Below are 21,003 nucleotides of genomic sequence, written 5' to 3' on the forward strand. Positions count from 1 at the left end.
AAGGTGAAATTAAATCTTCTCCTTTTCTGATAAATTTATAAATGTGGGTGAAAAAATGTACAGTGTATTGAATGAAAGCATACAGTATATAAAGGGTGTAGGACCTAGAAAAGCAGATAAAATGGCAAAACTGGGTGTGTATACAATAAATGATGCCTTGTATTACTTTCCTAGACAATTTGAAGATAGAAGTAGAGAAAAAAAGATATTTCAGCTTGAAGACTCAGAGAAAATAACCGTAAAGGTAAAAATAAATAGAATCTCAAGTGTAAAGCTTAAAAAAATGGAAATCACTGAGTTTTTTGTTAGCGATGAAACAGCTGGAGCAAAATTAGTATTTTTTAATAAATCTTATCTGAGAAATACCTTTAGGGTAGGGGATATAGTCAAAGTATTTGGAACTGTCAAGCTAGACAATACTGGAAACGTAGAGATGCACAACTGTGAGATTGAATATGATAAATTGGATAAAAATATAGGTATAATAGTTCCTGTTTATCCACTGACATATGGAGTTACAAATAAAGATATAATGGGAGTGCTGAGAAATATATTTGAAACATCTGATGTTAAAATCAGGGAATACATTCCAAAGTCTTTAGTTGATAAATACGGTTTATGTGACATAAATTTTGCAATTAAGAGCATGCACTTTCCTGTAACGAGGGATAATATAAAAATAGCTATGTTCAGACTAATATTTGAGGAGTTCTTATTTATGCAGTTGGGACTATTTTCAATTAAAGGTGGAACTAGTGTCGCGGAAGGAATATGCTTTGAAAAAAGTAATGAATTAGAAAATATAGAAAAATCTCTATCATTTAATCTAACTAAGGCTCAAAAAAGAGCATATAATGAGATTTTAGAGGATATGAACTCAAAAAAAGTAATGAATAGATTGGTTCAAGGTGATGTAGGAAGTGGTAAGACAGTAGTCGCTCAACTATCACTTGCTAATTGTGCTCTTAATGGATATCAAGGAGCATACATGGCTCCTACAGAAATATTGGCGAAACAGCACTTTGAAAGTTTTAACGATTTTTTTAAAAATACAAATATAAAAGTAGAGGTATTAACGGGAAGTACTAGTAAAAAAGAATCAACTAGAATACTTGAGGAATTAAAAGAGGGTCAGATAGATATAATAATAGGAACGCACGCATTATTAGAAGATAAGATTGAGTTTAAAAAGTTGGGTCTTGTTATAACTGATGAACAACATAGGTTTGGAGTAAGGCAAAGAGCCAAACTCTCATCTAAAGCAGATAATCCAGATGTAATCGTAATGACAGCAACTCCCATTCCTAGAACTTTAGCCTTGATACTCTATGGTGATCTGGACATATCAATTATAGATGAACTACCACCTGGAAGAAAACCGATAGAAACAATTGCTATTGAAAAAAATAAAAGAGAAAGATTTTATCTTTCTAATGTGAGAAGCGAAATAAAAAAGGGAAGACAAGCATATGTGGTATGTCCACTCGTGGAAGAAAGTGAACTGTTGGAGCTTCAATCAGCAACTGAAGTATATGAAGAATTGCAACATTATTTCTTTAAGGATTTGAGAATTGGACTCCTGCATGGTAGGATGAAAAGTAAGGAAAAAGATAGTGTGATGGATGATTTTAAAAATCATAAAATAGATATATTGGTATCTACTACAGTAATTGAGGTAGGTGTAAATGTTCCTAATGCAAGTTACATGATAATTGAAAATGCAGAAAGATTTGGTCTTGCTCAGCTTCATCAGCTAAGAGGTCGTGTTGGTAGAGGAAGCGATAAATCTTACTGTACTTTGATTTATGACTCAAAATCAGAAGTTTGTAAGCAAAGAATGAACATTATGGAAGAAAGCAATGACGGATTTAAAATATCAGAAAAAGATTTAGAGATAAGAGGACCAGGAGATTTTTTTGGAACTAGGCAACATGGTCTACCAGAATTAAAAGTAGCAAACTTATTTAAGCATATGAAAATACTAAAAATGGCGCAAAAAGAGGCAAGAGAGATATACTCTAAAGATCCTTCCCTAAAAGACTTGAATAATCAAGGAATAAGAGAAAAAGTAGAATATATGTTTAGGAATATAGGTGAAAATATTTCCCTTTAGTTTATTTATTTTTTACAAGAAATACTTAAAAAAATACAAGTTAAATGAGAAGTTAACTCTAGTTAAAATGTGTATTGTATGATAAAATATAAATAGTAATGTAAAAAAGGAGGTCGACAATGAGAGTAATATCTGGCAGTGCGAGAGGACTTAAATTAAATGCGCCTATAAACGATGATATAAGACCCACAACTGATAGGGTTAAAGAGTCTATGTTTAATGTTATATCTATGCATATGTATGATAGCATTGTACTGGACCTTTTCTCAGGTAGTGGTGCCTTAGGAATAGAGAGTCTATCTAGAGGTGCTAAAGAAGCATATTTTTGCGATAAAAGCAGTGAAAGTATAAAAATTTTAAAAAGTAACATAGATAAGACAAAGTTTAGTGATAGTAGCTTTATAATAAAGGATGATTATAAATCAGCTATTAAGAAGCTTTCATCTCAGAAAAAAAAGTTTGATATTATATTTGTAGATCCACCATATTACAAAGGCTTATTTGAAGACATTTTGAGTATGATAGATCAACACAATATTTTATCTGAAGATGGAATTATAGTTGTAGAGCACGATAGTAAGATTAAAATGGAAAATGTAGGGAATCTATCTAATTATAAAGAAAAAAAGTATGGAATTACGACATTGTCATTCTATGGCTTGGAGGAAGAAGATGAATAATAGACCTATAAAGGCAATCTTTGCAGGAACATTTGATCCTATTACAAACGGTCATGTAGACATAATAGAAAGAGCATCTAAATTGTTTAGTGAATTACAGATTGGTATTTTAATTAATCCAAATAAAAAGACTCTTTTTACTATTGAGGAGAGGCTAGATTTGATCAAAAAATCTACTGAACACTTAGACAATGTAGAAGTTATATTCTTTGAAGGATTGCTTATAGATTATTGCAGAAGAAATGATATTACTGTATTAGTTAGAGGCGTGAGATCCTCTGCAGATGTTTCATATGAGCTACAGATGGCGCATATGAACAAAGAACTGGAAGACAGCATAGAAACTGTAATCTTGCCAACTAATACGAAATATTCTTTTATCAGTTCTTCATTGATCAAGGAAGTTCTTAACTTTGATGCCAATATAGATAATTTGGTTCCAAAATGTGTTTTAGAAGAATTAAAAAAGAAAAGAAATACCCTATAATAGGAGTTATTGAGGTATAATAGTATAGTGAAAATATAGTTTATATCTTAGGTATTCGTATTATGTAAGATTATAAAGTTTATTTTATGGCTTATGAAAGTTATTTTTGATGGAGGTCATTATGAGCGAAGATATTAAAATTATGGAAATATTAAGTGATATGGAAAATATATTGAATGAGGCTAGTGGTTTTCCACTATCTAAGAAGGTAGGCGTAGATAGAGATGATATGCTAGACCTTATTGATGAACTAAAGGAAGCTCTTCCATATGAGTTAGATACTGCTATTAAGATTATAAAGGAACAAGATACTATTCTTGAATCAGCTAGAAATGATGCAAACTTTATTTTAGAAGATGCAAAAAGGGAAAGAGAACAGCAAATAAAGGCATGCAATGATGAAATAATAATTAAAAATAAGCAAGTTGATTCTGAAATAGAAAATATGATGAAAGAAGCTACAATAAGAGCTCAAGAATTGGTAGGGGATAGTAAGATTACCAAAGATTCAAAGGCAAAGGCTGAGAAAATGATAAGAGAAGCACAAGAATACTCTAGAAGCATAAGAGAAGGTGCAAGAGGATATTCTATAGATCAATTAGAAAGCGTTGAGGCAACTCTTGCTGCTATGTTGGCAGAAGTTAGAAATAATAAGACTCAGCTTTAAATCGAGGTCGATATGAAAATAGGAGGAATTATTGCCGAATACAATCCGTTTCATAATGGTCATAAGTACCAGATTGATAGATATAGAAAAACAGAAGATATTTCTCATATAGTGGTAGCTATGAGTGGAAACTTTGTTCAAAGAGGTGGCCCTGCTATAACAGATAAGTTTTCTAGAGCAGAAATGGCTATAAGAAATGGAGCCGATTTAGTGATAGAAATTCCAGCATACTTTGCTACTCAAACAGCTGAACTATATGCTAGAGGAGCAATACTGAGTCTAGATTCATTAAAATGTCTAGACTCGGTCTGCTTTGGTTCAGAAGAAGGTACTCTTGAAAAATTGAGGGAAGTAGCTATGATATTGTCTGGGACTAAAGGTAGCTATGAAAAGGATTTATCGAAATATTTAGATGAAAAAATAGCCTTTCCTATAGCTAGAGAAAAGGCTATTAGAAAAAATTTAGCAAATGATAGTAACGATAAAAACGATTTCTTAAATTTATCAAACAATATACTAGGAATAGAATATCTTAAAGAATTAATGAGATTAAACTCAACGATTGAGGCTAGGACTATTAAGAGATTTGCTGTAGAGCATACAAGTAGTGTGGCAGAGGGTGATTTTAGCTCGGCAACTTCAATTAGAAGCTCAATCCTTTATTATAAGAATTATTTAGAAGTTTTAGAAAAAATGAAAACAATAGAAACAGACTTAAAAACAGTTACAAATAATGGATATAATTTGGATTTAATTGTGGAAAAAATAGTTGATGATATTAAAAAATATGTTCCTACTTTTTCATATGAAAAAATAATTGAGAACATAAAAAAAGATTTAATTCCTCTAGAAGGAGAAGATTTCCATGGGGAAATCTGTTATAGTATACTGAGAGATGAAGCTTGTTTAGAAAAATACTTTGAGATAAAAGATGGTTTGGAAAATTCTATAAGGAAGCAAGCAATTTTATCTTCAGGATTTGAAGAGTTAGTATCAAATCTAACAAGTAAGAGTTATAGCTCTTCTAAAATAAGAAGAAGTATTTTTAATATTTTATTGGGAATAAAAAAAGAAGATATGGAAATAATTAAGCAAATTAAAGAGGTTCCATATATAAGAGTGCTCGCATTTAATAAAAAGGGCACAGAAGTTTTGAAACAAATTAAAAATAAATCCAATGCTTTTTTAATTAATTCTCCAGCAAAAGCTAGAAATTCGAAGGATTATAAAGAAGATCCTATTTTTAAAAAAATGTTTGATTTTGATATATGTTCTTCTAATATCTACTATCAAAATTATTATAAAAATAATAGAGATCTTTTATCAAAAGGTGAACCTGACTTTATTACTCAGTGTTCCTTTTTATAATTATTAAATATAAAATTAATATTTTTAATAGAAATCAATTTTCAGTTTGTATTTGAGTTCTATGAAATGAATAAAGCTTATACTAAATTTATTTGAGTTATTGTGGATGATTAGCCATTAACTATTAGGAAATAGTCGTGTATTTTTGGCCATAATGAACTCACTTTTTTATTGTAATAATAGCTTTTTATAGCATTGATAGAGATAAATACATATTATTATTGATATTTTAAAAACTAGATAGATTATTTCTATTAAAAATGTGTACATTTATATTAAAAAGTGTTATATTATCATTGGATTATTAATAATAAATTTATGGAGGTAAACGATATAATGAAGGTTTTAGTATTAAACTGTGGAAGTTCGTCATTAAAGTATCAGTTAATAGATATGAAAAATGAAGAAGTACTATGCAAGGGTTTGGTGGAAAGAATTGGAATCGAAGGGTCTATTCTTAAGCATGAAAAGCCAGGTCTAGAAGGAAAGCATATAGTAGAAGAAGCTATGAATGATCATAAGGATGCTATAAAGCACGTACTAAATGCAGTAGTAGACGCAAAGGTTGGCGCTGTAAAGGATATGAAGGAAATAGACGCTGTAGGTCATAGAATCGTACACGGTGGAGAAAAGTTCGCTTCTTCAGCAGTATTAACTGATGAAGTTATAAAGGCTATAGAAGATTGTTCAGCTTTAGCTCCTCTTCACAATCCAGCAAACTTAATGGGTGTAGAAGCTTGCCAGGCAATACTACCAGGTGTAGTACAGGTAGGAGTATTTGATACTGCATTCCATCAGACTATGCCAGAAAAAACATTTTTATATGGTCTTCCACACGAACTATACACAAAGTATGGAATAAGAAGATATGGTTTCCACGGAACAAGCCATATGTATGTAACTCAGAAAGCTGCAGAGATGCTAGGAAAGTCTCCAGAGGATCTAAAGATAATTACTTGCCACTTAGGTAATGGTGCTTCTATAGCTGCTGTTAACCACGGTAAGTGCTTAGATACAAGTATGGGACTTACTCCACTTGAAGGCCTTATAATGGGAACAAGATGTGGTGATATAGATCCAGCGATTATACCTTTCATCATGAACAAGGAAGGTCTAGATGCAGATGGTGTAGATAATCTAATGAACAAGCAGTCAGGTGTTTATGGAATGACTGGTATATCTTCTGACTTTAGAGATATAGAAGATGCAGCTAAGGAAGGCAACAAGCTTGCTATAAATGCTTTAGATGCATATGTTCAGAGAGTTAAGAAGTACATAGGTGCTTATGCAGCAGAAATGAATGGTGTAGACGCAATAGTATTTACAGCAGGATTAGGTGAAAATGGTATAGGAATGAGATCTGATATCTGTAAGGATATGGAATACCTAGGAGTAAGCGTAGACGCTGAAAAGAATAATGTAAGAGGAAAAGATACTGTAATTTCTTCTGATGATTCTAAGGTTAAGGTATTATTAATACCAACTAATGAAGAGTTAATGATAGCAAGAGATACATTAAAACTTGCAAAATAATAAATTTAAGCAGAAAATAGGAAAAATATTAATATTTAATCACTAATTAGGTGAATAAAATAAAAAATATACAAAATATATAAGTATAAGGCAAAAACGCTTGACAAATAAATTTTGAATATGTATAATAGACAAGTAATGTTTTTAGAGGTGATAATAGTATGAAGCTAAATATTGATTCTCTATATGGGAAGGAAATTAAAAGTATAGACTTCGATTTAAGCGAAGATGTATCAAGCATTGAATTTTCAGGAATAGAGTATAATTTAATATCACCAATTCATCTAGCCGGAAAAGTTTCAAAAACAGGGCGTAATTGTTTACTGGAAGCAGAGGTAGATTTTGCTTTTAAAGCCAGTTGCGGTAGATGTCTTGCGGATATTGAAGTTCCGGTGAAATATAATATTGATGCTTATCTAATGAAGGAAGATTACGACGAGAGTGAATTTGAAGATATTGATGTATTTAAGATAGATTCATCAGATGTTAATTTGATGGATATTATCAATTCTACATTGAGCTTTAATATGCCTCAACGTCTTCTTTGTAGCGAATATTGTAAAGGAATATGTTCGGGCTGTGGGGTAGATTTAAATACTGAAAACTGTAAGTGTGAAGACTCCATAGATGTCGATGATGTTGATCCTAGATTTGCTAAACTAAAAGAATTGTTAAAATAGAGTAAGGAGGTGTCTTCATGGCAGTACCAAAGCGTAGAACATCTAAATCTAAAAAGAATATGAGAAGAGCAGCTAACTCAAAGATGGTTCCAACTGGTTTCGTAGAGTGCTCTCAGTGCCACGAACCAAAGTTACCACATAGAGTTTGCAAGACTTGTGGAAGCTACAATGGAAAAGAAGTTGTTTCTGTTGACTAATTAGATTTTAGAAAAATGTAAATTTGTTAATAATGTGAATGAGATTATTGTCTCATTCACATTTTTTATGCTTTTTTTGTGATATAATATTATTAGGATGTTATGCTTATTTGAATATTTTGTACTAATTATGTTTATAAAACTTTAGATAATAAATATAATTCCAAAATTTAATAATAAAAAATATGTATCAGATTTTGGAAAAGACATTTATTTAAAGCATTTTCTTTATATACATTAGAGGTATATATACAGATGGAGGAATTATATGAAAATTGTCATAGATGGAATGGGTGGAGATAACGCCCCACAAGCCACTGTTGAAGGAGCTTGTATGGCTGTAAACGAATACGGTGTAGAAATAATAATAACTGGTGATGAAGAAATAATTAATGATGAACTAAAGAAACATGCTTATGATAAAGATAAGATATCAGTAGTTCATACAACAGAAGTGATCGAAAATGAAGAAAAACCAGTTCAAGCAATAAGAAAGAAAAAAGACAGTTCTATGGTTGTAGCACTGAATATGGTGAAAGATAAAAAGGCTGATTTGGTGATATCTGCAGGAAGTACAGGCGCACTTCTAAGTGGAGGTGTGTTTATTATAAAGAGAATAAAGGGAATATCAAGACCTTGTATATGTGCAACCCTACCTACAATTAATGGGGGTTCTACTATGTTGGCGGATACTGGGGCTAATGTGGACTGCGATACGCAAAATTTAATGGACTTTGCATTTATGACAGATATATATGCAAAAAAAGTTTTGAAAAATAAAAATCCACGCGTTGCACTTGCAAATATAGGGACTGAAGAAGGCAAGGGAAATGATCTTGTTAAAAAGACATATGAATTATTAAAAGATGAGAAATCAATTAACTTTACTGGAAATATGGAGACTAGAGATATACTAAATGGAGTGTGTGATATAGTGGTATGTGACGGTTTTGTAGGAAATATAGTACTCAAGACAGTCGAAGGATCTGTACTTTCACTGTTTAAAAAATTAAAAGAGGCAATGATGTCATCTACAAAGTCCAAACTAGGTGCATTGCTTATGAAGAGTGAGCTTATGAAAATAAAAGATTTACTTGATTATACCTCATATGGTGGGGCACCATTTCTAGGAGTAGATGGTGGAGTAATCAAAGCACATGGAAGTTCTGATGCAAAATCATTTAAAAATGCTATAAATCAAGGCATAATGTTTCATGAGGGTGAAGTAGTTGAAGAAATAAAGAAATACGTAGAAGAAAAGGCAAAATAGTTTTTTTGGAGGTATTATATTATGAAAGAAAAATACTCATATCAAGAGCTTAAATCTAAAATGAAGTATTTAAAACTTTTAGCAAATCAGTATCCTACAATATCAAAGGCTAGTACTGAGATAATTAATTTGGAAGCAATATTAAATCTTCCAAAGGGAACTGAACATTTTTTATCAGATTTACATGGAGAGTATGAAGCTTTTATTCATGTACTAAAGAATGGTTCTGGAGCTGTAAGAAGAAAAATAGAAGAACTATTCACCGATACTATGAGGGAGTCTGAGAAAAAGACATTGGCTACTTTGGTATACTATCCACATAGTAAGTTGGATTTAATCAAAAAAAATGATAAAAATATAGAAGATTTCTATAGAATAAGTATTTATAGACTAGTAGAACTTTGCAAATATTGCTCAAGTAAGTATACTAGATCTAAGGTTAGAAAACTTCTTCCAGAAGAATTTGGATATGTAATAGAAGAATTACTTCATGAACATAGGAAAAGTGAGCATAAAGAAGAGTATTATAGATCGATTGTGGAGTCCATTATAGAGCTTGGTCAGTCCGAGGATTTTATAGTAGCAATATGTACTACAATACAAAGACTAGTAGTAGATAGGCTACATATAGTTGGGGATATATATGATAGAGGACCTAGACCAGATATTATTGTTGATAGGCTGATGGATCATCACTGTGTGGACATACAGTGGGGTAACCATGATATACTATGGATGGGAGCCGCTGCGGGTGAGAAGACGTGTATAGCTAATGCCCTAAGAATATCTTCTAGGTATGCAAATTTAGATGTAATAGAAGATGTTTATGGGATTAATCTCTTACCTTTAGCTACATTTTCAATGTCTATGTACAAGGATGACCCTTGTAAAGAGTTTATGCCAAAGACAGAAAATGCGGAGTTTAATACTCAAGAGGTGCCACTTGTGGCTAAAATGCACAAGGCAATTAGCATTATTCAGTTCAAGTTGGAAGGCGAAATAATTAATAGAAGACCAGAATACGAAATGGAACATAGACTTCTTTTAGATAAGATTGACTATGATAGAGGAACAATTAGAATAGATGGAAAAGATTACGAACTAAAGGATAAAAATTTCCCTACAATAGATCCAAAATCACCATATACTCTTACAGAGGAAGAAAACGATATAGTAGACAAGCTTGTAAGATCATTTAGAATGAGTGATAAACTTCAAAAACATGTAAACTTCTTATTTATAAAAGGTAGTATCTATTTAAAGTACAATGGAAATCTTCTGATACATGGTGGAGTACCACTTAATGAAGATGGCAGTTTTATGGAGATGAAGTTAAAAGGAACAAAGTATAAGGGAAAAGCACTATTAGATCGAATGGAAAAATTGGTTAGAGAAGGATATTATGAAAGCAATGAAGATAAAAGGTTGTATGGGTTAGATTTGTTTTGGTATCTTTGGACAGGCAAGTGCTCATCTTTATTTGGAAAAGACGAGATGACTACATTTGAAAGATATTTTATAGCGGAAAAAGAGACTCATGAAGAAAATAAGAATCCATACTATATTTTAAGAGAAAATATGGATGTCTTAAAAGATATCTTTGAAGAGTTTGGTATGGATTTTGAAGAAGATCATATTATCAATGGGCATGTACCAGTAAAGTTTAAAAGAGGAGAGAGCCCAGTTAAGGCAAACGGAAAGGTCTTTGTAATAGATGGAGGATTCTCTAAGGCATATCAGTGCAAGACAGGTATGGCTGGCTACACACTAATCTATAACTCTAGAACATTACAACTAGTAGCTCATGAGCCTTTTACATCTAAAGAAGATGCAGTTGAAAACGAAAGAGATATTATATCTTCAACTGTTTTGGTAGAGCATAAATCTAAGAGAAGGATGATTGCAAATACAAATGATGGTCAACAACTATCTGAGAAGGTGGAAGATTTAAAGACTTTGTTGGCAGCATATAGAAGTGGTTTAATAAAAGAAAAATAAGATTTCTAACTTTTATTAGAAAAATATTCTTGAATTTTTTATAAAATAGTCTATAATATAATATAACATTTGTAGTTAGATTCTTGTTTTATTATGCTAAATATAGATAAAAATTTATTATACTACAAAAAAATAAGAAAAACATTATACTTTTAGAATGAGTATAATGGCGAATAGTTTAAAAATATGGTATAATATTAGAAGTATTTTATGGAGGTGTACAATGGAGAATTTAGGTCAGATAAAGATATCAAATGACGTTATTCAGACAATAGCTGGATATGCAGCTATGGAAATTGAAGGAATAGATAAAACTACATCTTTTACGGATAAATTGTTAGGCAATCACGGTATAGAGGTCAAGATAGATAGTGACAAGGCCGTAATAGACGTTAATCTATCTGTAATACATGGAGAAGTAATACCTGAAATATGTTATAAAGTTCAAGAAAATATAATCAATGCAGTAGAAACTATGGCAGGACTAAAAGTATCTCAAGTTAATGTTCATGTTGCTAGTGTAGAAGTAAAGAAAGAAAGAGAAAAAAAAGATAATGAAAAATAATCCAACTAAAGATTTACTAACAAGAAGAATTGTATCAAGAGAAGTTTTTATGAAGTATATGTACCAAAAAGCTCTAATGGGAGAAGATTGGACAAATATATATGAAGATCTAAATAACTTTTTAGACTTAGTAGAAGAAGATGCAATGGAAATACATAATGCAAACGAAGGAAAAGAACTTGATACTTTAGAAACTTACAGAGATGCATTATTCGATAGTGCCTATCTTATGGATATGTCAAGTGCGATAGAAGAACATATTACTGAGATAGATGAATATATCAACAAATATGCGAGAAACTGGACTATAGAAACTTTACCAGCAGTGGATGTGGCTATATTAAGAGTTGCAGTTGCTGAAATAAAATACTCTTTTATAGTTCCAAATGGAGTAGCATGTGATCAAGCTGTTACTTTGGCTAAAAAATATTGTGATGACAATGCCTATAAATATATAAATGGTATATTAGGTAGTGTAATCGGAAAATAGTTAATAAACTAATAAAAAGAACTGTATAATTTACAGTTCTTTTTTTGTATAATAAAGACCCCCAGTACAAAACTAGGGGCAAAATATATTGGCTTATAGATTAATAAAATTCCTATAAATGCTTGATTAGCTTCAATAACACACTAGAAGCAAGTTCAATGAAAATTATATAAACTGGTCTAAAATATCAGAAATTTTAAATCCTTACTAAAGTAATTCGTTTTAATTAACTAAAGTATATTTATCATCCAAAATTTTGAAATCTTTTCTTATTCCATCTGTAATATATACTTTATTATCTTTTGTAATAAAGACAGCGTCAATTCCATCCATTGATTTTACTTTCTTCATTCCATTTTCAAGACCAAGCCCATATATGGAAGTAGAAAGAGCATCTCCATCTACAGATTTATCTGAAAAAATCGTGACACTGCTAAGTTCATTATCAAATGGATAGCCTGTATCGGGATCTAACATATGATGATATATTTTTCCATCTTTTTCTAAGAATCTTTCATAAATGCCTGAAGTGACAATAGATTTATTTGAAAGTTTTACACTTGCCATCGAATCACTCGACTTTTGTAGTGGATTTTGAATTCCAACCACAAAATCTTTTTTTACTTCATTTTTTCCCATTACATATATGTTACCACCAAGATTTACTATTGCATTATCTACTCCGTTTTCCTTTAGATACTCAGCGACCTTATCAGCGCAATAGCCTTTAGCAATTCCACCTAAATCGAGCTTCATTCCTTTTTCTTTTAGATAGACAGTAGTATTTTTGCTATTTAATATTATATTATCTGAATTGATAAGAGGAAGAGCTTTATCTATTTCAGATTTTTCTGGAACTCTTGCCTTGTCATTTCCAATATTCCACATAGAAGTGAGTGGTCCTATAGCGATATCAAATTTTCCATTGGTAAGTTTTGAATATGCAATTGACTTTTGTATGACTTTAAAAGTATCATTACTTACTTTAACTGGTGAAATACCTGCGTTGTCATTAATTTTAGATACCTCACTAGATGGTAGATGTGAACTCATGGCATTATTTATATCTAGAACTACTTTATCTGCTCCAGGTAAAATTTTATCTGCTTTACTTTTTCTAACATTGATTACAGAAATTTCATTTACAGTATCTAGATAATAGTTTGTAGTAGAATAAACGCCTTTTTTATCATACTGATTAAATGCAAATATAGCAGCAATAACAACGAGAGTTATTATCGATACTATGACTTTCATATTTTTTTTCATATTTTCCTCCGATAAATGTGTTATAATCATTTATGTGAAACAATCACACAAACTATTATATCATAAATAAGGAGCTATAATGAAGAAGAAAGATGTAATTTTGATAGGCGTAATATTGCTAGCGATATTAGTATCAATTTTTGCTAATAAGGTTATCAATTCGGGAGATAGTGATAGAATAGAAATATATGTAAAAAATAAATTGTACAAAGAGTATCCAATAGATGCAGATGAGAAAATAACTATTGAAAATGGAAATGAAAAAAATGTGATATACATTCATGACAAGGGAGTTGAAATGCTAGAGGCGAATTGTCCAGATGAAGTATGCATAAAGGCTGGATTTATAAATAAAGCAGGGCAAAGTATTGTATGCTTGCCTCACAAAATAAATATAAAAATAGTAACAGATGATAAGACGAAAAAAGATCTTGATGTGACGACAAAATAAGGTCTTATCCAACTATAAAAATTTTGATGTTAATAAAAATTTAGAGATTAGAAAAAGTTTGGACTATATAAGATCTTAAAATATATTAAAATCAAACATAGCTAGATTTAAAATAATGTTATGGGGGGAAAAAATGGTAAATATAGATAACGATTGGGATGAAGTACTAAAAGGAGAATTTGAAAAGGATTACTATAAAAAGCTAAGAGAATTTCTTAAAAATGAGTATTCGAGTGGGCAAATATTTCCAGATATGTATGACATATTTAATGCTTTGAAATACACATCATACAAGGATACAAAAGTTATTATATTGGGTCAAGATCCGTATCACAATGACGGGCAGGCACATGGTTTGGCGTTTTCTGTAAAAGAAGGAATAAAAACACCACCATCACTTTTAAATATGTATAAAGAGTTAAATGAAGAAATGGGTCTATATATACCAAATAATGGTTATCTAGTAAAGTGGGCCAAACAAGGAGTTCTGCTTTTAAATACAGCGCTGACTGTAAGAGCTCATCAAGCAAATTCTCATAAAGGTATGGGATGGGAAATTTTCACAGATAATATAATAAAAATACTTAGTGATAGAGAAGATCCAGTAATATTTGTTCTATGGGGAGCAAATGCAAGGAGCAAGAAAAAGCTAATAGACAAAAGTAAACATTATATATTAGAAGCACCTCATCCAAGTCCACTTTCAGCTTATAGGGGATTTTTTGGATGTGGACATTTCTTGAAGATAAATGAAATTTTAGAATCTATAGGAAAAGAAAAAATTGATTGGCAGATAGAAAATATATAATTCTGGTCAATGAAAATGCAAAAAATTTTTATGAATTCTGATTTTAGCTAAGTTTTATAGGATATTAGAGCTAAACTTGAATACCTACAAAAGATTTAGATAAGCAATAATTCTAATTCAAAAATCAAATAAGACTTTTTATGAAAACTATTGCTTTGAAATTGTATTTATGATACTATTATAAGGTATTCGGGGGTGAATGAGTGCTGGTGTGCTCTCTAGTCTTCAAAACTAGTATGAGGGGTTAGTAGCTTCTTGGGTGAGTTCGATTCTCACACACTCCCGCCAATATTGTATATTTTACTACTATTTTATGTGTTATACTTAAAATAGTAGTTTTTTTATTGCAAAAATTAATAATTAGGGGGGATGTATTGTGGAATTTGTAGCGTCTTTTAGTGGTGGTAAAGATTCTGCCTTGTCTATTAAGAGAATGATAGAAAGAGGCCATCGTTTGATAGCAATAATAGTTTCAACGAAAGAAGATATGAATACTTCATGGACACATGATCTTGATAAGAAATATTTTGAAAAAGTAGCGGATATTTTGAGATGTGAAGTAATATTTACAGATACAGATGTAGATAATTATGAAGAACAGTTTGAAAATGCTTTAGTAAAATCCAAAAAATTAGGGGCTAGAGCCTGTATATTTGGAGATATTGATATATCAGATCATCTCTCTTGGAATAAAAGAAGGTGTGATAATGTCTGCATGGAATGTATACACCCTTTAATGTTTGAGGATCGAGAAGAGATAGTAGAAAAGTTTTTGACAAGTGGTTTGAAAGCAAAAATAAAAAAGATAGACGAGAAAAAAATACCTAAAGATATGTTGGGGATAAATTTTGATATAGAATTTGTAGAAAAAATAAAGAAAATAAAAAATGTTGATATTTGTGGAGAAAATGGAGAATTTCACACAGTGATTGATTTAGAGTCACTTAGAAAAGTCTTGGGGGCAGATATCTACGTAGATAATGCGTCTACCTGCTTTCCAAAGGCACCAAGCGTAAGTACAAGACTAAGTGAGTTTATAGACAATGAATCATATAGCATAAATAGAGGAACATATATGAAGGCATACAACTTGTCCTCGCAGGTGATAGATGTAAGAGATAAGCTAACTAAGTTATTAAAGGCGCCTAAGGGCTATAATACTATATTTTCACCCTCAGCAACTGAAGCCATAAATATGACTTTGAGAGGGTGTCTTTATAAGGGGGACGAAATAATAGTAGATGATCGCATGCATAATTCTTCATGGAGAACGGTTGAATACTTGAAAAATAAGGATGTTGGAGTAAAGGTTTGGTGTGAGAGCACTGGAGAAGGTAGCTCTAGCTTTGGATTGATAGCAGACGCTGAAGAAGAGGTTAGAAAGTATGAAGAAAATTGTATATCAAATAAAGAAATAATCTGTAAAAGTGACAATTCAAATCAAACAATAAATAAAAAATATGATATTATGGAGTTTAAAAAATTAATAACAAATAAAACAAAAGTTGTGTTTGTTACACTTGTAGATAATATTACAGGTCATTATTTGAATGAAGCTGAAGAAATAGGCAGAATATGTGCTGAAAAAAACATTTATTATATAGTAGATGGAGTTCAAAGTATTTGTGAACGAGAGCTAGATTTGGAAAAATTAAAGGCAGATGCATTTATTTTGAGTGGTCACATAGGATTGATGGGACCAGAAGGTATAGCAGCAACTGTCATAAGGGATGATATGGCAAAAGATATGGAAGCATTAATTTATGGAGGGACAGGAAGTCAATCAAACAGTCCCAATATGCCTGACACTCTTCCAGATAAGCTAGAAGCAGGTACAATGCCAACCCCTGCAATAATAGCCTTAGGTGCAGCAATTGACTATGTAGAAAAAGTAGGAATAGATAAAATTATAGAAAAAAAGCATAGGCTTGGAGAAAGATTAAGAGAAGGTCTGAAAAAGATAGATGGTACAGAGGTATCAGGTAATGGGTCATTTTGTTCACTATCTATGACTGAGCAAGATGATGCCATGGTTGCTTTTAATATAGATGCAAGAAGACGTATTATGACGAGAGTAGGCATTCAATGTTCACCTTGCACACATATAGTCGAAGGAAGTTTTCCAAACGGAAGCATTAGATTTACTCCAGGATACTTTAGTAATGAATACGACATTGATGAAATTATAGATGCTATTTTGTATATGGAATCAAATTTTTAACTATAAAATTAGTATATTAAGTTTTGATGAGTAAGACATAAATAGAGTTTATTTATCAAATTTAAATCTCTTTTATTTAAATAAAAAGTACCTTAAGGAAGGTTATTTATATAGAAATCATACTTTTATAATTAGATTACTTAATTAATGATAGATAAAACAAATAATGTAAGGTCGCTTTATTGAAAAAACGAATTAATAAATAATAATATTTAAGTTTATTACTTAATATGATAACATTGAGATTGAGGTCTGATTGAATTTACTTTTTAAGTTTAACCTAGATTTTTAGTAAAAAATATTTTTATAATTAATAATTAGGGGAGGAAATATTAATGGCTGATTACAGAGAAATGTGGAAAGATTTGGGAATGGATGTAGAAGCTCATGATCAATTATGTGAAGTTTTACCAATGGCATTTACAGATGTCTATCTATCTCAAAAAAATAGACCAGAAAATATGGGATATTTTGACTTTGTTGTGTCTGAAATACATGGTGTTAGACCAGCAGAATTAGTAAAAGCTCAAAAAGAAAATGGAACAAAGGTATTTGGTACTTTTTGTGTATATGTTCCAGATGAAGTGATATTTGCAGCAGGTGGTATTGCCACAGGTCTATGTGGTGGATCACAGTTTTGGGTTCCAGGAGGAGAAAAGGTTCTTCCAACTAATACCTGTCCACTTATAAAGGCATCTGTAGGAGCAAGACTTGATGGAACATGTCCTTTCTTCAAAATAGCAGATATGTATGTAGGTGAAACTACTTGTGATGGTAAGAAAAAGGCTTGGGAAATATTAGGGGAAGATGTTCCTATGTACATCATGGATTTACCTCAGATGAAGAGAAGAAAAGACTATAAGGCATGGGCTGAAGAAATAACAGACTTTAAGGAAAAGGTTCAAGAATTTACAGGAAATGAAGTTACTAGAGAAAATCTAGCTGATTCTATAAAAATGATAAATGATAAGAGACGTGCTCTTGAAAGACTTTATTCTACAAGAAAGAATAAAAATATTCCTATTTCAGGAAAAGATTGTTTATTAATATCTCAGATAGCTTTCTATGATGATCCAACAAGATTTGCAGAAATGACTAACAAGATCTGTGATGAGTTAGACAAGAGAGTTGAAGAAGGTGTTAGTGTCTTCGAATCTGGAACAAAGAGAATACTTCTTGCAGGTACTCCACTTGCAATACCAAACTGGAAGATACATAATATAGTAGAAACTTCTGGTGGAGCTGTAGTATGCGAAGAAATGTGTACAGGTACTAGATACTTTGAAAGACCAGTAGACGAAACACAAACTACTTTAGAAGGACAAATAGATGCACTAGCTGAAAGATATATGGGAATAAACTGTGCTTGTTTTACTCCTAATGATGCTAGAATAGATGATATAATTAGATTATGTAAAGAATATGATGTAGATGGTGTAATAGACGTTAACCTTAAGTTCTGTAACCTATACGACACAGAAGGATTCCTAGTAGAAAGAGAATTAAAAAAGGCTGGAATACCAGTATTAGGTATAGAAACTGATTACACAGATTCTGATGTACAACAGTTAAGAACTAGAGTGGGTGCATTTATAGAAATGTTAGACAGATAGTTTGAGGAGTTGTTTTAATGGAAAAGATTTTTTATGTATTATTTAATAATCACGAAAACGGTTTAAAATTAAATTCTTTATTAAAAGAAAATTCTTTGAAATCTACTATATCTCCAACGCCGAGGTCGCTTAGCAAGTGTTGTGGTATTTCTTTGATTGTAGAAGAAAAAGAACTTGAAGACGTTATGAAAGTGGTTAAAGAAAATGATATAGAAATAATAGCAATAGAATCGATAGAGAGGGATATGAACCCTAATAGAGACGTATATTGTTAGTGAGGATGTGAAATATGATTTATGTAGGGATAGACATAGGCTCTACTGCATCAAAAGTTGTTGCTAGAAAAGAAGACAAAAGGTATGAATTTGTTATACCTACTGGATGGAGCAGTAAAGAAACTGCATCAGCTATTGTTGATAAATTAAAAGACAACGATATTGATGTAAATAGTGATGAGGTAGTAGTCGGAGCCACTGGATATGGAAGAGTAGCTGTTGATTTTGCAGATTATGTAGTAACAGAGATTACATGCCATGGAAGAGGCGGTCATGAAATGGTAGGAGGAAACTGCACCATTGTAGATATTGGAGGTCAAGATACAAAAATCATTAAGATAGAAGATGGTTTTGTTTCAGATTTTCTAATGAATGATAAATGTTCTGCTGGTACTGGTAAGTTTATTGAAGTTATGGCTAATAGATTGGGAGTAGATATAAACAATTTGTTTAAACTAGCTCAAGAAGGCGAAATCCTTCCAATAAGCTCATTATGTACTGTATTTGCTGAATCAGAGATAATCAATTATATTGGTGAAGGAAGAAATAGATCAGATATTGCTGCAGGAGTAGTAGATTCTGTCGCAGGTAAGGTAGCTCAACTATTTAGCAAGTTTGCAAACTCTGAATACGTTGTACTTACTGGTGGACTAAGTCATAGCGAATTTTTTGCAGATTCTCTTTCAAAGAAGATAAAGTTACCTGTTCATACAGCAGAATATGGTAGATATGCAGGAGCTTTAGGAGCATCATTGATAGCAGAGGATAAATATCTAAAATCTAAAAATAAATAATACAATCATGTTGTTAAGGTAGAAAATAAATGATATGATTTTAAAAGGCTATCTCTTCAGAGATAGCCTTTTTATTTAAACTTTTAATAATATTTAAAAATTATCTTATAGTGTTATTCATTGTATTGTAAGATACCCATCCTAAATCGGTTCTACACCAGATTCTACTGGCTGATTCTACATATGTGTCATATATGTATACTTCATCACCTCGAGTAACTGTACCAGTCACTGAAGCACCCTTGCTTGGTGAAGACCTGACATTGGCTTCTCCCGCAGTGATATATTGATATGTGTTTTTAATAGCATTTGCAACACTATTTCCACCACCAGAATTACCTGTACTCGCTACTGCTACTGGTATTTCTTTATTTACAATAATTTCTTTTACCTGAGAGTCTGTCTTTCCAGAAGCGGTTTTATACATTTCAATTCCCTTTTTATCCTCTGGCATTATAGAAATATACTCAGATAATAAAGAGGCCGCCTCAGAATTGTTTCCTGATTCTATTAAAGAATTTGCCTTACTGAGAATATCCTTTTGAATAGTATCAATTTCCTTTGAAGCTATTTTATAGCTTTCTTCATCTTCTTTAGGAATCATTTTGTATAAAGTTAAGGATTTTATTAATTCTCCTCTTTTTTCCTGATCATCAGCTTCTTTTATTGTATCAACTATTTCTTTTTTGATTTCTAACTGGTTTTTAAGAGATTTATACTCAATATTTCCTGTTTTAGAATATAAATCAGAATACAATTTTAGAGCTTCATCATAGTCTTCTATTTCTATAAAGTTTTCAGCTTTCTTTTCAAGAGAAGATATCTCATATTTGCTCTTTAAAAAGAATCCTCCAAACACAATAGCAATCGCTGCAATAATTCCAATAATTATAAATAGTGTTTTTCTTTTATTACCATCAGAGTTGTATGTTTGTTCAATATTGTCTGATGAATTATTAGAATCATCAAATTGTTCATCAGGATTAAAGTTGTTACCTTTTTTCTTCAAATCAATTCCCTCCAGTTTTTGTTTAATTTTCAAATATTTTTGATAATATCATAACTTAATTATACATAATATAGTGGATATTTTCAATTTAATATAAGATATTTATTTTTTAAAATAGAATTAATTTAAAAAGAAGAGATCTTTCTTTGATTTTAAAATATAAAGAAAGATATTTATATAACTAATTGGGTATTTTGCTGAAAATAAAGAGTGAATTGTAAAGTGAATTAATTTTTATATTATTTCACTATTTGATTTATAAAAAGTTATAGTGCTTTTTACAAATATTTATAGACAGTATAGCTAATAGGTATGAAAGATTATTTTAGGAGCTTTAGTTGGGCTTTATAGACAATATAGATAATGGGTATATTAGTATTAAGTCTTTGCATAAGAGATACTACTGAAATAAGAAATAATAAATCTTGATAATTATTTTTAAAGTGGCTATTATTAAATAAATAGTGTTTATAATTTGAATATTTTAAATGATAGGCAATATAATTTTAAATAAT

At 30.9% G+C, this 21,003-nt stretch carries 20 protein-coding genes and 1 tRNA gene; 19 read left to right on the forward strand and 2 right to left on the reverse strand.

The genetic code is table 11. The features are described from left to right. Positions 1-55: 55 nt before the first annotated feature. The 12 genes from recG to nusB all read left to right on the forward strand — a co-directional run bounded on the left by recG (position 56) and on the right by nusB (position 12,048). Positions 56-2,113, forward strand: a complete 2,058-nt coding sequence (recG, locus tag RR561_RS04940; protein WP_332506445.1) for an ATP-dependent DNA helicase RecG — start codon at positions 56-58, stop codon at positions 2,111-2,113. A 119-nt stretch (positions 2,114-2,232) separates the two neighbouring features. Continuing rightward, positions 2,233-2,793 carry a 16S rRNA (guanine(966)-N(2))-methyltransferase RsmD gene (rsmD, locus tag RR561_RS04945; protein ID WP_332506446.1) on the forward strand — a complete coding sequence of 187 codons (561 nt, stop codon included), beginning with the start codon at positions 2,233-2,235 and terminating at the stop codon, positions 2,791-2,793. After that, complete coding sequence (gene coaD / locus RR561_RS04950; protein ID WP_332506447.1) at positions 2,786-3,280, forward strand: pantetheine-phosphate adenylyltransferase; 495 nt, start codon at positions 2,786-2,788, stop codon at positions 3,278-3,280. The genes rsmD and coaD overlap by 8 nt, the downstream gene beginning before the upstream one ends. Positions 3,281-3,401: 121 nt before the next feature. After that, positions 3,402-3,947 (forward strand): hypothetical protein, encoded by a 546-nt coding sequence (locus RR561_RS04955; protein ID WP_332506448.1) that lies wholly within the window; start codon positions 3,402-3,404, stop codon positions 3,945-3,947. Positions 3,948-3,959: 12 nt separating this feature from the next. Beyond that, entirely contained in the window at positions 3,960-5,315 is a 1,356-nt protein-coding gene (locus tag RR561_RS04960; RefSeq protein WP_332506449.1) for a tRNA(Met) cytidine acetate ligase, read from the forward strand. 336 nt (positions 5,316-5,651) lie between these two features. Next, entirely contained in the window at positions 5,652-6,848 is a 1,197-nt protein-coding gene (locus RR561_RS04965; protein WP_332506450.1) for an acetate kinase, read from the forward strand. Between the two features lie 161 nt (positions 6,849-7,009). After that, positions 7,010-7,528: a YceD family protein gene (locus RR561_RS04970; protein WP_332506451.1), complete on the forward strand. Its 519-nt coding sequence runs from the start codon at positions 7,010-7,012 to the stop codon at positions 7,526-7,528. A 17-nt stretch (positions 7,529-7,545) separates the two neighbouring features. After that, a complete protein-coding gene (gene rpmF / locus RR561_RS04975) occupies positions 7,546-7,725 on the forward strand; it encodes a 50S ribosomal protein L32 (protein ID WP_332506452.1) in 180 nt (59 codons plus the stop codon). A gap of 268 nt (positions 7,726-7,993) precedes the next feature. Next, entirely contained in the window at positions 7,994-8,995 is a 1,002-nt protein-coding gene (plsX, locus tag RR561_RS04980; RefSeq protein ID WP_332506453.1) for a phosphate acyltransferase PlsX, read from the forward strand. Between the two features lie 21 nt (positions 8,996-9,016). After that, on the forward strand, positions 9,017-10,993 hold the full coding sequence (locus RR561_RS04985; RefSeq protein ID WP_332506454.1) for a fructose-1,6-bisphosphatase: 1,977 nt from the start codon (positions 9,017-9,019) through the stop codon (positions 10,991-10,993). Between the two features lie 223 nt (positions 10,994-11,216). Next, positions 11,217-11,558 (forward strand): Asp23/Gls24 family envelope stress response protein, encoded by a 342-nt coding sequence (locus RR561_RS04990; RefSeq protein WP_332506455.1) that lies wholly within the window; start codon positions 11,217-11,219, stop codon positions 11,556-11,558. Further along, the gene (gene nusB, locus RR561_RS04995) at positions 11,548-12,048 is read left to right on the forward strand and encodes a transcription antitermination factor NusB (RefSeq protein ID WP_332506456.1); all 501 of its coding nucleotides are present in this window, start codon (positions 11,548-11,550) and stop codon (positions 12,046-12,048) included. Before RR561_RS04990 ends, nusB begins: the two co-directional genes overlap by 11 nt. Before the next feature lie 222 nt (positions 12,049-12,270). Here nusB and RR561_RS05000 read toward each other — a convergent pair whose 3' ends face one another. Further along, entirely contained in the window at positions 12,271-13,317 is a 1,047-nt protein-coding gene (locus RR561_RS05000; protein ID WP_332506457.1) for an FAD:protein FMN transferase, read from the reverse strand. Positions 13,318-13,396: 79 nt separating this feature from the next. Between RR561_RS05000 and RR561_RS05005 the strand changes: the two genes are divergently transcribed. The 7 genes from RR561_RS05005 (at position 13,397) to RR561_RS05035 (ending at position 19,479) form a co-directional block, all read left to right on the forward strand. Then, the gene (locus tag RR561_RS05005; protein WP_332506458.1) at positions 13,397-13,768 is read left to right on the forward strand and encodes a NusG domain II-containing protein; all 372 of its coding nucleotides are present in this window, start codon (positions 13,397-13,399) and stop codon (positions 13,766-13,768) included. Positions 13,769-13,901: 133 nt separating this feature from the next. Continuing rightward, positions 13,902-14,576 carry a uracil-DNA glycosylase gene (locus RR561_RS05010; protein ID WP_332506459.1) on the forward strand — a complete coding sequence of 225 codons (675 nt, stop codon included), beginning with the start codon at positions 13,902-13,904 and terminating at the stop codon, positions 14,574-14,576. 191 nt (positions 14,577-14,767) lie between these two features. Next, positions 14,768-14,864 (forward strand) — tRNA-Sec (locus RR561_RS05015). A gap of 88 nt (positions 14,865-14,952) precedes the next feature. After that, positions 14,953-16,797, forward strand: a complete 1,845-nt coding sequence (locus RR561_RS05020; protein ID WP_332506460.1) for an aminotransferase class V-fold PLP-dependent enzyme — start codon at positions 14,953-14,955, stop codon at positions 16,795-16,797. Between the two features lie 335 nt (positions 16,798-17,132). Next, positions 17,133-18,410 (forward strand): double-cubane-cluster-containing anaerobic reductase, encoded by a 1,278-nt coding sequence (locus tag RR561_RS05025; protein ID WP_332506461.1) that lies wholly within the window; start codon positions 17,133-17,135, stop codon positions 18,408-18,410. A gap of 17 nt (positions 18,411-18,427) precedes the next feature. After that, positions 18,428-18,685, forward strand: coding sequence for a DUF3343 domain-containing protein (locus RR561_RS05030; RefSeq protein WP_332506462.1), 258 nt, complete (start codon positions 18,428-18,430; stop codon positions 18,683-18,685). A gap of 14 nt (positions 18,686-18,699) precedes the next feature. Continuing rightward, positions 18,700-19,479, forward strand: coding sequence for an acyl-CoA dehydratase activase (locus tag RR561_RS05035; protein WP_332506463.1), 780 nt, complete (start codon positions 18,700-18,702; stop codon positions 19,477-19,479). 100 nt (positions 19,480-19,579) lie between these two features. On the opposite strand, the gene RR561_RS05040 is transcribed toward RR561_RS05035, so the two are convergent. Next, entirely contained in the window at positions 19,580-20,488 is a 909-nt protein-coding gene (locus RR561_RS05040; RefSeq protein ID WP_332506464.1) for an SH3 domain-containing protein, read from the reverse strand. Positions 20,489-21,003: the final 515 nt, after the last annotated feature.

The organism is Peptostreptococcus sp., from assembly GCF_036639115.1.
Lineage (GTDB): Bacteria > Bacillota > Clostridia > Peptostreptococcales > Peptostreptococcaceae > Peptostreptococcus.